Consider the following 14,304-nt stretch of genomic DNA (forward strand, 5'->3'; position numbering starts at 1 on the left):
TCCTGATCGTGTCTGTTCTATAACGCGCAGCAACAGGGGCGTCATCGCGAATCTGGCCGAATTGGCCGTATCGTCAACGGCTTCGATAAAACCTCGTTCCGTCGCGCGGGCTCACGGAAGCGTCGAGGTCCAGGCTTGGCCGGATGCGGCCTTCTCGTATCCATACTGATACAGCGCCCGCATATAGGCGGTATCGAACCCTTCCGAGGGCGGGGCGGGGTAATCGCGCGCGATGTAGGAGAGATGGAATCCCAGCCGGTTGCGCTTGGCGAAATCGTAGGTCGAGAAGATGATCGAGCGCGTCTGCGATTGGGTGATCGCCGACAGGCTGCGTGAGGCGACGTCGATAGTGCCGTTGGAGACGAGCTCGAAGTTGCGCTCGATCTTCTTGTTGACGAGGATGTAGATGTCCATCTTCCCATTGCCGGGCAGGCGTCCGCTCTGGAACAGCAGCGCCTCCGGCAACGTCAGAACCGGGGCCGTCACGCCGCCGTCGACATGCATCTCCTGAAACTTGCGGCCCTGGCCTTCGGCGTCGATCATGATCGGCGGAAACACCAGGGGAATGCTGGCGGAAGCCGCCATCACGTCGCGAAACAGCTTCAGGGCCTCGGGCGTCCCGACCGCGGCGATCTTGCCCATGTCCCAGATCACGGTGCGCTGGGTGTCGAGATCGGTCGTCACCACCAGCAACTTCCGGCCTTTGGCATGCTCGCGCGCGACCTGGGCCATGATCTCGGGCCCGACATAGCGGGCGACGAGCTCGCGCAGGCGCGTGTTGCCGAACAGGCCGGATCCGAACAGCACGCGCACGATGCTGGGATCGTTCAGGAGGCTCTCGGCGATGCCGCTGGTGTAGACCTCCCTCAGCGTGTCGTCATATTGCGGGCCGAGGAAGGCGAAGGGCGCGATCAGTCCGCCGGTACTCACGCCCGAGACGACAGAGAAAGTGGGGCGGGTTCGGGCCGCGGTCCAGCCGTTGAGCACGCCGACGCCATAGGCGCCGTCGGCGCCGCCGCCGGACAGCGCCAGATAGGATCTCGTCGCGGTGCTGTTGTCCTTCTCGAAGCTGAATTTCGTGACGGGATCGTCGGCATAGCGCCGGAGGCCGTCGATATCGAGCACGCGCGACGTGCTGGCTTCAGCGGCCGTATAGGGCGTGCGCGGCAGGGAGGTGCAGGCGCCGAGCGCCAGGCTGCACATCAGGACCAGCGATCCGATCAGGCGGACGGCTGTTTGCCTGATCCGGTCGGGCGAGGAGACGGATGCGTCGGTCGAACACGAAGGGTGAGGCATTGTCGGTGGCTGGCGATCACGCATGTACAACCGCCGGCAGATCGCCGCGGCATCTCGTCCAGCCCCCAAGATAAAACTACACGGTATCGTTTTATTTGGCAAGCGCGGGAGCCCCGATCCTCGCACTCGCTGGTGTCCCGGTCTGAAGCACAGGCGGGGCCGAGCCGCCTCGCGGGTTGATCGGCCTGCTCCGACACGCAATAAGCACCGCCATGAATCCGCTTGATGACCTTCCCAATCACTTTGAATTGCTCGCCACCGAGGGCGCCGCGCGCACCGGGCGGCTGACCACGCCGCACGGCGTGGTGCGGACGCCGGCCTTCATGCCGGTCGGCACCGCTGGCGCCATGAAGGGCATGCACTGGCGCGAGGTGCGCGACGCCGGCGCCGACATCGTGCTCGGCAACACCTACCATCTGATGCTGCGGCCGAGCGCGGAGCGGATCGCGGCGCTCGGCGGCTTGCAGAAATTCACCGGCTGGAACGGGCCGATGCTGACGGATTCCGGCGGCTTCCAGGTGATGTCGCTCTCGGACTTGCGCAAGGTCAGTGAGAATGCCGTCACCTTCCGCTCGCACATCGACGGCGCCAAGGTCGAGCTGTCGCCGGAGCGTTCGATCGAGGTGCAGCGTTTGCTCGGCTCCGACATCGCCATGCAGATGGACGAATGCGTGCGGCTGCCCGCCGAGCGGGCGGACATCGAGCGGGCAATGCGCCTGTCGCTGCGCTGGGCCGAGCGCAGCAAGCGTGCCTTCGCGAGCGCCCCCGACGGCTACATGCTGTTCGGCATCGTGCAGGGCGGCGACATACCCCAGCTGCGCCATGCGAGCGCCGAAGGTCTCGTTGCGATCGGCTTCCACGGCTACGCGATCGGCGGCCTTGCGGTCGGCGAACCGCAGGCGGTGATGCTGGCGATGATCGACGAGACCGCACCGCTGCTGCCGAAAGAGCGTCCGCGCTACCTGATGGGCGTCGGCACGCCCGACGACATTCTCGAAGCCGTGAAGCGCGGCATCGACATGTTCGATTGCGTGATGCCGACGCGCAATGGCCGGCACGGCGTCGCCTTCACGCGCTTCGGCCAGGTCAATCTGCGCAATGCGCGCCATGCCGACGATCCGCGCCCGCTCGACGAAGAGAGCCCATGGCCCGCGGCGCGCAACTACGCTCGTGCCTATCTGCACCATCTCGTCAAGGCGGGCGAGACGCTGGGGGCGATGCTGCTGTCCGAAATCAATGTCGCCTATTACCAGTTCCTGATGCAGGGCATCAGAGATGCGATCGCGCTGGGAAAGTTCGACGAGTTCTATCAGCGCACGCGCGAGGACTGGGCGAGGGGCGACATCGCCCCGCGCTAGGTCAATTGCACGTGAAGCGTTGCTTCACGGCGTGCTTGGTCACGAAGCCGTAGCCGCAATTGTCGCAGGTCCAGAGATAGCTGATCATGTGGTCCGAGACGTAGGCGGACGCTTCGGCGGCGACCATGGAGTCGGCGCAGACGGGACAGGTCGGCAGCTCGCTGCAACGCGGATCGCGCTTCGGCGCGACGGTCGACAACACTTCAGCAATTGCTGACATCGTGGTGACCTCCCTGCTTTAAGACGTAAGTCTAACATAAGCAGAAGCGGTTGACGAGGTCGCAACACAAATGCGTTGGTTTTCTGAACTTTACCGCTCACGTGATTTTGCGATGCAGCGTATTTAACATGTGCCGCATTGTCGCTTGCGTGTCGCCGCAAGCTGTCTGTAACTGCGCAATGGTCGCGACAAGGCGCAGATCGTCGCCACAGGGAGTTCATCATGGACGCATCGTCCTCCGCGGGTGCAGCGCACCAACCCGGCCGCGGCCGGATCTATGACTCGATCGTCGACGCCTTCGGCAACACGCCCATCGTGCGCTTGCGCCGGCTGCCCGGCATGCACGGTGTGAACGCGACCATTTTGGCAAAACTTGAATATTTCAATCCTGCCGCAAGCGTGAAGGACCGCATCGGCGCGGCCATGATCATCGCCATGGAGAAGGCCGGCATCGTCAAGCCCGACACCGTGCTGATCGAGCCGACCTCAGGCAATACCGGCATCGCGCTCGCTTTCGTGGCGGCTTCGCGCGGCTACCGGCTCAAGCTGGTGATGCCGGAGTCCATGTCGATCGAGCGACGCAAGATGCTGGCTTTTCTCGGCGCCGAACTGGTCCTGACGCCGGCAGCGCAAGGCATGAAGGGTGCGATCGCGGCCGCCGAGGAGCTGTTGAAGACCACACCGAACTCGGTAATGCCGCAGCAGTTCAAGAACCTCGCCAATCCCGAGGTGCACCGCCGCACCACCGCGGAGGAGATCTGGAACGATACGGCAGGCAACATCGATTTCTTCGTGGCCGGCGTCGGCACCGGCGGCACGATCACCGGCGTCGGCCAGGTGCTCAAGCCGCGCAAGGCCTCGCTGCGGGTGGTGGCGGTCGAGCCGGAGGAGAGCCCGGTGCTGTCGGGAGGACAGCATACCCCGCACAAGATCCAGGGCATCGGCGCCGGCTTCGTTCCCGACATCCTCGACCGCTCCGTGATCGACGAGATCGTGAAGATCAATTCGACGACGGCAATCGAGACCTCGCGCGCGCTGGCGCGGCACGAGGGCATCCCGGGCGGCATCTCCTCGGGCGCCGCGATCGCGGCCGCGCTCGAGATCGGCAAGCGCCCGGAAGCGGCGGGAAAAACCATCCTGGCGATCGTGCCGTCTTTCTCCGAGCGCTATCTCTCGACGGCTTTGTTTGAAGGAATCTAGGACATGGCGGAGCAACCACCGAGGCGGCCGCGTACACTAGGCGATGCCAGGACGGAAGCAGAGGCAGCGTTCAAGAAGGTGACGGCCAAGGTTGCCGCGGCGCCGCCTAAACAAACTGCTGTTCCCGGCATCAAGGAGCAGGTCACGCTGCGCATCGACCAGGACGTGCTGGAGTTCTTCCAAGAGGGCGGCCCTGGCTGGCAGGACCGTATCAACGATGCGCTGCGAAAGGCGGCGGGGAAGTAGCTCAACCGGTCCCCTCGTGGGGAGGCCTGTCAGCGCCGACAAAGAAAAAGCCCGGCGTGAGCCGGGCTTTTTGTTTGAGAGTCGGGCCTCGCCTCAACGGCGGAACATGCCGCCCATCATGCCGCCGACGACACCGCCGACGAAGGCCGCACCGGCTGCGTCGCCGGGGCTGCTGCTGCGTTGAGGTGGCGGCGGCGCGCTGCTCGGAGCCGGGGCGCTAGCCCGCCGGGCTGCCTTCTGGCTGTTGTCGCTCGCCGTCGCGGGGGCAGCCACGACCTCCGAGAGCAGGGCCTTGTGCTGGTTCTTGTTGAGGTACCCGGAAGACGGATATCCGCGCGCGGCCTGCCAGCGCTTGAGCACCGCGCGGGTCTCGTCGCCGAAGACGCCGGTCTGCTTGGTGTCGAAGCCGAGGGCGTTGAGGCGGCGCTGCACGTCGCGGCGCTGCGTCTTGTCGAGGCCGATCTGGTCCTCGGTGAGCTGAGTGGCCTCGTCGGTAAAGGTCGCGGGATCGACGCCCGAATTGAGCGCGCGGGTCGCGGTCGAGGGGCCGCTCTTGATCGCCGCGAGGCGTGCCAGCGCCAGCGCCTTGAACTGACCGTTCGGATAGGCGGAGAGATAGGCGTTGAGCTCCTCCGGCTTGTTGGACTCCTTCACCGAGCGCCAATATTCGAGTTCGACACCGTCCGAGCTCGCGGCCGCCGCCGGCACGATGCCGGTAGCGGTCGGGGCCGCGTTGGCGACCTGGGTCGTCGGTGCCTGATTGAGGTAGACGGAGCCCGTCAGGTTGGTGTGACCCCAGGGCAGCTGGCCCTTGCGGGTCTCTTCATTGACCTGGGCGCGCACCGACGTCATCGCCTGCTGGATCTCGACGCCGGGCTTGGTGATGTTGTCGATCAACGCGCGGGTGAACGGGCTGTTGTTGCCCTCCTGGCCGTCGAGCGCGGTTTGGCCAGGGCCGGTGGCGAACGCGATCAGCGTGCCTTCGCCGGACTTCATTTCAGCAAGGCCGCTCTGGACGTTGACGCTGCGGGTCGCGGCGTTCGACTTGATCTTGGCGGCGAACGGATTGTCGCGGCAGGCATCGAGGAAGACCAGCTTGACCTTGGCATCCCCCATGGTCTGCTCGAGCGTCAGGTCGATGTTGATGGCGGCCCCCAGCTTGACGTCCATCTCCGACTTGATGTCCGCATCGACGGGCAGGAGATAGTTGGTGCCGCTGACGGCGATGCCGTGGCCGGCATAATAGAACAGCGCGATGTCGGAGCCCTGCGCCTTGCGGCCGAAATCGAGCAGCTTCTCCGTCATCTGGTCGCGGCTGAGATTGGAGCCTTCGATAACCTCGAAGCCGACATTGCGCAGCGTGGCCGCCATCGCCTTGGCGTCGATCGGCGGGTTCGGCAGTTGCGCGACGTTCTTGTAGGAGCCGTTGCCGACGACGAAGGCGACGCGGCGATCAGCCTTGGCGGCACTGACCGACAGCGCCATGCACATCAGCGAAGCGAGGAGGGTGAGATAGCGCATTCTGAAATCCCCAGAATCGAATTGCAGGCAGCAACAAATTGACAACGAACCTACACGAAGTGCCCGACTTCACGCCACCAAAACGGCCAGTCCGCTGCGTCAACCCGCTGCTGTGTGGCCGAATGTGCACGATGGGGTGTCTCTCCAATGTGATCCAAATCACACGGCCACTTTGTTTTGTCGCAGGAGGCGGCGCGAGGTTCACTGCGCGCGGGCTGGAACCGGCGAGGCGGGCTTCAGGTTCAGGAGATTTCCGATCAGGATGAGCCCGGCGCCGAGCACGGTCCAGGCGTCGAGCCGCTCGGAATAGAGCAGCCAGCCGGCGGTCGCGGTCAGCGGAACCCGCAGAAAGTCCATGGGAACCACGATCGTCGCGTCCGCGTAGCGCATCGCGCTGGCAAGACAATAGTGTGAAAAAGTACCGCAGACGGCAATCACGCCGACCCAGGCCCAGACATAGGCGGATGGCCAGGTCCAGACGTAAAGCGTCGGAACGAAGCCCGCGACCGATTGCACCACCAGCATCCAGAACAGGATCGAGAGCGCACTTTCCGTGCGGGTCAGCGATTTGACCAGTGCCATCGAGACGCCAAATCCCATTGCGGCCCCGAGCGCGATGAGCTGGCCCGGATTGATCTCCCCGGTCGCGGGACGCACGATGACGATCACTCCGACGAGTCCGAGCACGATGGCGGCGATCTTCCATGGCGTCATCCGCTCGGACAGGAAGCTTGCCGCGAGGATGGCGGTCCAGATCGGCATTGTGAACTCGATCGCCACCACCTGGCCGATCGGGATCAGCGTCAGCGCGAAGAACCAGCCGAGCTGGGCAACATAGTGCACCAGATTGCGGCCGACATGCTGCGGCAGGCGCGATGTCCTCAGCACCTTCAAGCCGCCGGCGCGGTAGATGAACGGAGCAAGCAACACGAAGCCGACCAGCGACCGCACTTCCATGATCTGAAAAACGTTCAGCTCGCGCGTGGTCTCGCGCCCGGCAACCGCCATGACCAGCATCAGCGACAGCCAGCCGGCCATCCACAGTGCAGCCATCGTTTTGGACGGGGTCGCGCTCATTGGGGAGGATGCCGGAGGATGGAAACACGAAGGGACGGCCGGTATCGGCGACATCGCCGGTGTTTGCAACGGTGAAATCTGCGGATGCCGCGATGGCGGGTGTCGTGCTAGGCATCCATGAACAACGAGAAGATCGGGAGAGCCTCGCTCATGCAAATCTTGCAGCCGGCCGAGTGGAAAAAACCGCGCGGCTTTTCACATGGCGTCGTCGTCAACGGCCCCGGGCGCTGGGTGATCCTGGCCGGTCAAACCGGCGGCGACGAGGCCGGCAACTACGCGCCAGACATGGCGGCGCAGGTCGCGACTGCGTTGAAGCGGATCGTCAAGCTTCTGGGGGAGGCCGGCGCCGGCCCCGAGCACATCGTCCGCCTGACCTGGTACCTGACCAGCCGCAGCGACTATGAAGCGGCCGGTGCTGGCATCGGCGCGGCCTGGAAGGAAACGCTCGGACGCAATTTCCCGCCCTCGACGCTGCTCTATATCGGCGGCCTCGTCGACGACCGGGCCAAGGTGGAGATCGAGGTCACGGCGTTCGTGCCGGGCGGATAAAAAATCGACCTGGCGAGGTTGCCGGGTCGATTGTCCTACGGTCCGCTTTAGCGCGACATCGAGATGTTGGCGCCGCGGAACTGGCTGTCCGCGCGCATCGTGACGGTCTGCCTGTTGCCGCTCGTCTTCAGCGCGATGTTGGCGTTGAAGCCGGCGGCAGAGGCGACCACCTCGAAGTTTCCGCCGCCGCCGCGCCCCTGGAGCGAGCCAGAGATGTTGCGGCTGGCCTCGCTCCAGCTTCCCGAAACGGCATTACCCGCCGACTGAACGTTGGCGGCGAGGTTGAACTTGTAGGCGTCGCTGGCGCAGGTCAGCGACATCTCCATGGTCGGACCGATCGGGGCATACTTGGCCCGACAGCGGATCCGCTCAGTCGAACCGTCATCCAGCGTAACCGTGCCGCTGCCGCTCCAGCTTCCCGCCATCGCGGCGAATGGACCGGACTGGGCGTTGCTCTCGGAGTTGGCAATTCCCGCTGCAAACAAGACGGCGGCCGCGATCAGCAGCCGCCGGTTACGGGCACGAACCTCCATTGGCTTATTGGCGCGATGCTTCCCAGCGCCCGCTGCACGGTATGCCTGCTGATGCTCCATTCCACTTCCCCGATCCGGCGTTGCCGTTGAGTTGACCGTTCGCATATGCACCATTGATCGAAACTTTCACAAGTCCCCCGCTACCGATGGTGCCGGAAACGTTAGCACCGGGCGCGGTGATCTTGCCATCGGCGACCGTCAGCATAGAACTCGCAGTCGGTTCGCACGAGCCGGTCTTGGTCACGATGGTGACCTGCCAATTGCCGTCATAGGGGCTCTGGGCAAAAGCGGGGGCGGTGAGAGTGCCGGCGGAAACTGAGGCGGCACAAATCGCCGCAATGCGAGCAAAACGCATGAATTCGTCCTTGAATCTGTCTGATATGCTGACGCTTATTCGGACGAAATGTGACGGAAATTTGTTGCGTTGCCAAAACGAAAATTGTTCCTTTTGGAACAATGGTTTATTTGCACTCTTGATCTCGGTTTTCGAAGTGGAATCAAGGCCTACTCACGTTAAGGGTAAACGTGAGGAAGACTCAGGAAAGGCTCGGTGCGGCGGTCGCGAACTGCTCGTCCTGAGCTTTGGCTGGCAGCGCCTTGTGGACCTTGGCGTAGTCGATCACGTCGGCCAGCAGCTTGAGCCCGAGCGGCGCCAGGGCGCGCTCCCACAGCTCCCGTGCGGTCTCGCCCTTCTTGACGAAGCACCAGTCCTGGGCGGCGATCGCGCCCGCGTCCATGCGGTCGGCGAGGTGGTAGATCGTGCCGCCGGCGATTGGATCGCCTTCCTTGATGGTCCATTCCACGGCGGCCTTGCCGCGATGGCGCGGCAGTAGCGAGGGGTGATAGCCGATCCCGCCGAGCCTGGCGGCGGCGAGCGCGTCCTTGCCGATTCGGGCGTGGCTGTGCGCGGTGATGATCAGATCGGTATCGGGGGCGATTTCGGAAGCCACCACCAGCTTCGGATTGGCCTGGACCACGACCTCGATGCCGGCGGCCTTGGCAGTTGCGGCGAGGCGATCCTCGGCATCGGCCACCACGACCCGGACGACCGAGACGCCGTGCTCCCGGAGCATGTTCAGGGTGGTCACGCCGAAATGGCGGGAGCCGACGAGGGTAATGCGCATGGGGGTCCGATCCGTCTCGCAACTGCGTCATCCCCCGATAACACGTCCGCACGCCCTGTCACCACCCGCGCGGGGTTTGCATGGGTTATCAACAATGGGCCGGGCGCCGGCTGCAATGATCGCCCCCTATTTCGGATTGCCTTGCACCGATTTCTGCGTCGCCGGCCAGCGTTGCCGCGCCGCCACGGTCGGACGGTGAGCGGACCGATAAGCGGTTCCTGTGTTTCATTTTTAACAGAGACGTCGCCGATCGGCTGATAATCTGCGCCAACCGGGGCTGGCTACATTTCAATCCGCATCCGTTTTCGAACCCGGTTTTTGGCCGCTGGCGCGATCGCCGGCGGCCTTTTCGTGCCACACGTCACGAAATACGTCGGACGGTAACACGATCTCAACCAGCTTGGCGTATCGACGAATCTGTCGCGGATTTGTATTGCGTACCGCGACATTGAAAACGCCGCCGGCGTGGGCGCGCCGCCGGGCCTTTTCGCCGGGACAGATTCATGCCGAGCGCAATCGAGCAGATCGTCGACGCCTATGTGCGCCTGAGAAACCGCCGCGGCCTCGACGAGCTGATGATGCACAGGCAGCGCCTCGCCGTCGATCTGAAGAGCAGGTCCGGCTATGATTTCAGCCTGCCGATCGGCCAGATCGACGAGGAGATCGCGATCATCGAGGCGGGGCTCAGCCGGCTCAAGGCGGCCGACTAGATGTCTGCGTCGTGCGCGTGTTTGGGCCGAGCATCGTCGCGCAGCCAGGTCCGGTTCATATGCAGTTCAGGCCGGCCGTGTCTCAATCGCCACGTTGTTTCGTGGGACACGAATCCTGATAGGCTTGTCCCCGTGATCTGGAGGAGTCGTCATGATCGAGCTTGCGCTGGCCGGCCTGATTGCGTTTGCAACCGTGCCAGCGGCACCGCCGGCGCCCATGGCGGAGCAAGTTCAGTTCAGAGGCGGTCCGGGCGGACAATGTCCGCATGGCTATGATTTCAACCACTCGAACGGCCGCTGCTATCCCAATGACTATCACGCGCCGGGCGTCTACACCCGGGATCCCGGACCACGCTACGGGGGCGGCGGCCTTTGTCCGCACGGTTACGATTACAACTACTCGAACGGTCGTTGCTATCCGAACGGGGCGCATGCGCCCGGAGCCTACGGCGTTCCCGAATCCTACGGACGCCGCGGCGGGCTCTGTCCCCACGGCTTTGCGTATAATTATGCTGACGGCCAGTGCTACCGCAACGGCATGCAACCGCCGGGCCTGTACGGCCGCTAGCCGATTGCCGCGCCGGCCGCGTTGATTGCTCAGTCGCGCCGGCCGCCGTCAATCACCGTGAAGAGTGGGCGCGCCGGCGTCGGCTCGACCAGCAGTTCCTCCACGAGTGCGGTTGCCGCGTCGACATATTTGCGGGTCGGCTTGTCGAGAGGGCGCTTGGCCTCGTCGTCGAGCGCGACTTTTGCCGCCTCGACCAGCTTGCGCATGCGTGCCGCATGATCGTCGCCCGCCGTCAACGTGGCGCGCGCCAGCGAGCGCAGCACGAACAACTCGCCCTCGAGGCGGAGCAGACGGTCGTTGAGCCTGGTCAGGACGGCGTTGAGGTCGGCCATGGGATTCGACGTGGAGGATCCATCCTGATCTAAAGCGCGATGCGATGGGGATGAATCGTCATTTCGCTTTATGTGGTTGTTCAAGCACGATCTTTTCGGAGAGCCGCTGCGCACTTTTCCGGATCATGCTTTAGCGGCGATCGGTGAACGGAGTCCAAACGGCGCCGGTGCAATTCGGCCGATCCTGCGACCCGTGGACCTTACCACTCGACGCCCGCCCAGCGCTTCCCGAACACCGGCGGCCTCGTCTTCACCGCTTGCCAGCCGAAGAAATGATGCTTGCCGGACCAGGTGTGCACGACACCGCTGCAGATGCTGCATTTGAAGCTGCCGGTGTGGACTTCGCTGTGCTCTTCTCTGGTCGCGGTGTAGTTCATGCCGCAACCCGCACAGGTGAACTCTTCGATCGTCCAGATGCTGTTGGCCATGGCCCAGAATGCGTTTCGGTGACCTCGATCCACCGTAGTCACCGGCTTTTGCAGCGGCGTAAATTCGCGCGGGGAAATCCGGTTAACGCGCATTAGCCACGCCCGGCTGGCGTCGAGGCGATGCGAGATCAGCGCCGCTTCGAATGTCCAGGCCGATGAGAATCTGCACCTGTCGAAGGGGAATATTGTCGCTGGCCGCATAGGAATAGCGCCAAAAGCCAGACGCGGTGTTCTGCTTTCAGAGCTAGGAGGCGCGCCGGCGCCTGCCCGCGCGCATGGGGCTCTCCGGAAGGGGCGTCATCGTCTCGGAATGCGGAGTGGCCCGATGTACTCCTGACCGGCAGCGTGGTCAGTTCCAGTCGTCTTGACGCCGGATGCGTTGCTGGCAATAACGGCCCGGCCCTCGCAAGCGCCGGAAGTTGCGTTCATGCCGCAAGGAAAGCTGTGCCCGTGAAAAGCCTCCGTCAGCTCCTGACGGGTGAGGACGTCATCCAGCTCGTGATCCGGCTCGGCCTGCTCGCCCTCCTGATCATCTGGACCTTCCTGATCATCCGCCCGTTCGTGCCGATCCTGGCCTGGAGCGGCGTGCTCGCGGTCGCGTTCTATCCGGCGTTCAGCTGGGTCGCCAAGGCCCTGGGCGGCCGCCCCAAGACCGCAGCAGCGATCCTGACCCTGATCACGCTCGGCATCGTCATTGGTCCGGCGACCTGGCTCGGCATCAGCGCGGTGGACGGCGTGCGCGAGCTGGCGCACCAGCTGGGCACCGGCGACCTCGCGCTCCAATCGGCGCCGGAGCAGCTCAAATCGTGGCCGCTCGTCGGCCCCTGGCTCTACGACCTCTGGGATCAAGCCTATAACAATGTTCGGGCGGTCGTGCGCGAGGTGGCGCCGTATCTCCAGCCGCTGGCAGGCCCGCTGCTCTCGCTCGCGGGCGACGCCGGCGTCGGCACGCTCCAGTTTCTCGTCTCCGTGTTCGTGGCCGGCTTCCTGTTTCCGCACGGACCGCGGCTGGTTGCGGCTGGCCGCGGCTTCCTGTTTCGCATCGTGCCGGAGCAGACCGAGCATTTCCTTGGGCTCGCGGGCGCGACCATCCGCGCCGTGGCGCAGGGCGTGATCGGCGTCGCGATCGTGCAGGCGCTGCTCGCCGGCATCGGCTTCAAGCTGGCGTCGGTGCCGAGCGCGGGCCTTCTCGCCTTCATCGTGCTGCTGCTCTCGATCGTGCAGATCGGTGCTTTCCTCGTGCTGCTGCCGGTGATCATCTGGATCTGGACCGCCAAGGACGTCACTACGGCGCTGCTGCTCACCGTGTTTCTCGTCCTCGTCGGCTTCATCGACACCATGTTGAAGCCGCTCGTCATGGGACGCGGCCTGACCACCCCGACCATCGTGATCTTCGTCGGCGTGATCGGCGGCACCCTGGCCCATGGCATCGTCGGCCTGTTCATCGGACCGATCATCCTGTCGGTGGCCTGGGAACTGATGATGGCCTGGATCAGGACCGAGGACCGGGCGGAGCCGGGGAAGGGCTGACCTCGCGCCTCGAAGGGCGCAGCCTGTGATCAAGGCGTGCCGCGAACTTGTCTATTCGACTAGACAAGTTACGATGGGTCGATTCTGTTCTCGATGACGGCTGCAATGGCGAAGTCTTCCAAGCTCGTCGCCGCCAGGCGCGGCAAGGTATTGTTGGTCAGACGCCGATCGGATGGGCTCTGGATGTTCCCGGGCGGCCGCAGACGCGCGCGCGAGTCGGAGAAGGACTGCTTGCGGCGGGAGATCAAGGAGGAGCTTCCCAAGCTGAAGCTCGGCAGGATCAGCCTCTGGAAAGAAGTGAAGGCAAGGAACAAGCGCTCCGGCCGCAAGATGAGCGACGCGATCTTCATTGCCAAGGCGGCCAAGGGCAGGCTGGCGATCGGTGACAAGAAGGAGATTGACCGCGCCGCCTGGCACAAGCCCCGCGGCATCCGTCTGACGCCGACATCGCGCTACATTCGCGACCGCCTGTTTCCGAGGAAGCGGCGGCGGAGCTAGTCCTCCCGTTCCACCGATCGCGACCGCCCTGCAAATGACCTCGACCGGACCGCGCGGGGCCCCGGCGCAGCGAGCTTGGCGGCCTCGGCTTCCCGCATCTCTTTGCGGACCTTGCGCGCATTTCGCATCGCCCGTTTGATGAAGGGATGTTGGGAGTCCTCGGCGAAGAACAGCACCACTTCGCAACCCGGACATTGCCTGGAATAGCCGTCCTGCAACCGTCCGGCGCGATCGCGAAACACGCTCTTGCACCGCGTGCACTGAATCTGGACCGAGCTCATACGCGGACGACAACGACTTCGAAAATGGATCGTCAGCTGAGCCCAAATCCCTAAAGAAAGCTTGAATGCCTTCGTGGTTGAATGCTGGCAGAACACGGCCAAGCCATCATCGCTGGATGCAGGCAGGAACGCTCAGTCAGCCGCTATTGCTTGGCAGCAATCGTCTCCAGGCAATGGTTGAGAAAGGCGGTGCGATCCCTGGGCAGCACCTTCTGGAGGTCCGCCTTCATCGCACATTCGCGCTGGCGCAATTGCTCGGCTCGGCGCTTCTCGGCCGCCTCGCGGAATTCGGGAGCAACCTTGTTGGGATCGACCAGCGTCTGAGCATGGGCGGAGGCCGTCGCAAGCAGCGCGATGGCGGCAATGAAAATGAGCGGCCTCAAAATGTGCCTCCATCAAAGCGGCATCCTAGCGCGCGCCGTGCGCGCGCTCAAACCGGAAGGTGCGGTACCCCGTTCCGGCGTTGTTGAAGACCTCAGGGCCGCCCGTGCTGAGGTCATGTGCATGGCGTGTGAACCAGTTCACAAATGCGCGGCGAAACCGCTGCTATGAAGAGGTCATTGCTCAACCGTTTCATTTTGAACGAGACGCCCCAGCGTGGCTCCAAGCGCTGGGGCTTTTTCGTTGCTCCATGTGCGCAAGGCGTCTTCAATCGCCAAACGCTTGCATCGAGCGATGCTGCTCTCGGGCCACATGAGTTCCGTTCTGCGCCGCGCCGCCTTGAACGTTGCCGCGAGGGGTGCGTTCGCGGGGCAAATCCCATATGCATGGCGGCGAGTTGCCGATTCGAGATGAGGGCGGCTCGCATTCTGTTGGCTACAATCTAAGACCAG

General features: G+C 64.0%; 18 protein-coding genes. 8 read left to right on the top strand and 10 right to left on the bottom strand.

The annotated features are described in order from the left end of the window. Window positions 1-111: 111 nt before the first annotated feature. Window positions 112-1,296 (bottom strand): patatin-like phospholipase family protein, encoded by a 1,185-nt coding sequence (locus tag AX729_RS32815; protein WP_502686932.1) that lies wholly within the window; start codon window positions 1,294-1,296, stop codon window positions 112-114. A gap of 212 nt (window positions 1,297-1,508) precedes the next feature. Between AX729_RS32815 and tgt the strand changes: the two genes are divergently transcribed. Next, window positions 1,509-2,654 (top strand): tRNA guanosine(34) transglycosylase Tgt, encoded by a 1,146-nt coding sequence (tgt, locus tag AX729_RS32820; protein ID WP_061028237.1) that lies wholly within the window; start codon window positions 1,509-1,511, stop codon window positions 2,652-2,654. 1 nt (window position 2,655) lies between these two features. Here the strand turns inward: tgt and AX729_RS32825 are convergent, their stop codons facing one another. Further along, window positions 2,656-2,874 (bottom strand): hypothetical protein, encoded by a 219-nt coding sequence (locus AX729_RS32825; RefSeq protein ID WP_061028238.1) that lies wholly within the window; start codon window positions 2,872-2,874, stop codon window positions 2,656-2,658. Window positions 2,875-3,096: 222 nt separating this feature from the next. Between AX729_RS32825 and cysK the strand changes: the two genes are divergently transcribed. Together cysK and AX729_RS32835 are read left to right on the top strand one after the other, a co-directional pair. Beyond that, window positions 3,097-4,074, top strand: coding sequence for a cysteine synthase A (gene cysK / locus AX729_RS32830; RefSeq protein WP_061028239.1), 978 nt, complete (start codon window positions 3,097-3,099; stop codon window positions 4,072-4,074). A 3-nt stretch (window positions 4,075-4,077) separates the two neighbouring features. Next, window positions 4,078-4,320 (top strand): BrnA antitoxin family protein, encoded by a 243-nt coding sequence (locus AX729_RS32835; protein ID WP_061028240.1) that lies wholly within the window; start codon window positions 4,078-4,080, stop codon window positions 4,318-4,320. Between the two features lie 93 nt (window positions 4,321-4,413). Here AX729_RS32835 and AX729_RS32840 read toward each other — a convergent pair whose 3' ends face one another. Both AX729_RS32840 and AX729_RS32845 read right to left on the bottom strand, forming a co-directional pair. After that, window positions 4,414-5,841, bottom strand: a complete 1,428-nt coding sequence (locus AX729_RS32840) for a caspase family protein (protein ID WP_061028241.1) — start codon at window positions 5,839-5,841, stop codon at window positions 4,414-4,416. A gap of 201 nt (window positions 5,842-6,042) precedes the next feature. Further along, window positions 6,043-6,918 (bottom strand): DMT family transporter, encoded by an 876-nt coding sequence (locus AX729_RS32845; RefSeq protein WP_061028242.1) that lies wholly within the window; start codon window positions 6,916-6,918, stop codon window positions 6,043-6,045. Between the two features lie 150 nt (window positions 6,919-7,068). On the opposite strand from AX729_RS32845, the gene AX729_RS32850 reads away from it, so the two are divergent. Continuing rightward, window positions 7,069-7,467 carry a RidA family protein gene (locus AX729_RS32850; protein ID WP_061028323.1) on the top strand — a complete coding sequence of 133 codons (399 nt, stop codon included), beginning with the start codon at window positions 7,069-7,071 and terminating at the stop codon, window positions 7,465-7,467. Window positions 7,468-7,514: 47 nt separating this feature from the next. Here AX729_RS32850 and AX729_RS32855 read toward each other — a convergent pair whose 3' ends face one another. The 3 genes from AX729_RS32855 to AX729_RS32860 form a co-directional block, all read right to left on the bottom strand. Continuing rightward, window positions 7,515-8,060 (bottom strand): hypothetical protein, encoded by a 546-nt coding sequence (locus tag AX729_RS32855; RefSeq protein ID WP_061028243.1) that lies wholly within the window; start codon window positions 8,058-8,060, stop codon window positions 7,515-7,517. After that, window positions 8,005-8,355 (bottom strand): hypothetical protein, encoded by a 351-nt coding sequence (locus AX729_RS39165; RefSeq protein ID WP_082770598.1) that lies wholly within the window; start codon window positions 8,353-8,355, stop codon window positions 8,005-8,007. Before AX729_RS39165 ends, AX729_RS32855 begins: the two co-directional genes overlap by 56 nt. Before the next feature lie 181 nt (window positions 8,356-8,536). Further along, window positions 8,537-9,124, bottom strand: a complete 588-nt coding sequence (locus AX729_RS32860; RefSeq protein WP_061028244.1) for a formyltransferase family protein — start codon at window positions 9,122-9,124, stop codon at window positions 8,537-8,539. 503 nt (window positions 9,125-9,627) lie between these two features. On the opposite strand from AX729_RS32860, the gene AX729_RS32865 reads away from it, so the two are divergent. Further along, window positions 9,628-9,834 (top strand): hypothetical protein, encoded by a 207-nt coding sequence (locus tag AX729_RS32865; RefSeq protein ID WP_061028245.1) that lies wholly within the window; start codon window positions 9,628-9,630, stop codon window positions 9,832-9,834. 151 nt (window positions 9,835-9,985) lie between these two features. Continuing rightward, a complete protein-coding gene (locus AX729_RS32870; protein WP_061028246.1) occupies window positions 9,986-10,402 on the top strand; it encodes a hypothetical protein in 417 nt (138 codons plus the stop codon). A gap of 29 nt (window positions 10,403-10,431) precedes the next feature. Here the strand turns inward: AX729_RS32870 and AX729_RS32875 are convergent, their stop codons facing one another. After that, on the bottom strand, window positions 10,432-10,734 hold the full coding sequence (locus AX729_RS32875) for a hypothetical protein (protein ID WP_027575377.1): 303 nt from the start codon (window positions 10,732-10,734) through the stop codon (window positions 10,432-10,434). 200 nt (window positions 10,735-10,934) lie between these two features. Then, complete coding sequence (locus AX729_RS32880; RefSeq protein WP_061028247.1) at window positions 10,935-11,162, bottom strand: hypothetical protein; 228 nt, start codon at window positions 11,160-11,162, stop codon at window positions 10,935-10,937. A 450-nt stretch (window positions 11,163-11,612) separates the two neighbouring features. Between AX729_RS32880 and AX729_RS32885 the strand changes: the two genes are divergently transcribed. Next, window positions 11,613-12,692, top strand: coding sequence for an AI-2E family transporter (locus tag AX729_RS32885; RefSeq protein ID WP_502686933.1), 1,080 nt, complete (start codon window positions 11,613-11,615; stop codon window positions 12,690-12,692). 105 nt (window positions 12,693-12,797) lie between these two features. Continuing rightward, window positions 12,798-13,190 (top strand): NUDIX hydrolase, encoded by a 393-nt coding sequence (locus tag AX729_RS32890; protein WP_061028249.1) that lies wholly within the window; start codon window positions 12,798-12,800, stop codon window positions 13,188-13,190. Between the two features lie 424 nt (window positions 13,191-13,614). Here AX729_RS32890 and AX729_RS32900 read toward each other — a convergent pair whose 3' ends face one another. Further along, window positions 13,615-13,854 carry a hypothetical protein gene (locus AX729_RS32900; RefSeq protein WP_061028251.1) on the bottom strand — a complete coding sequence of 80 codons (240 nt, stop codon included), beginning with the start codon at window positions 13,852-13,854 and terminating at the stop codon, window positions 13,615-13,617. Window positions 13,855-14,304 lie beyond the last annotated feature (450 nt).

The sequence above is a fragment of the Bradyrhizobium sp. CCH5-F6 genome (assembly GCF_001556045.1).
Lineage (GTDB): Bacteria > Pseudomonadota > Alphaproteobacteria > Rhizobiales > Xanthobacteraceae > Bradyrhizobium.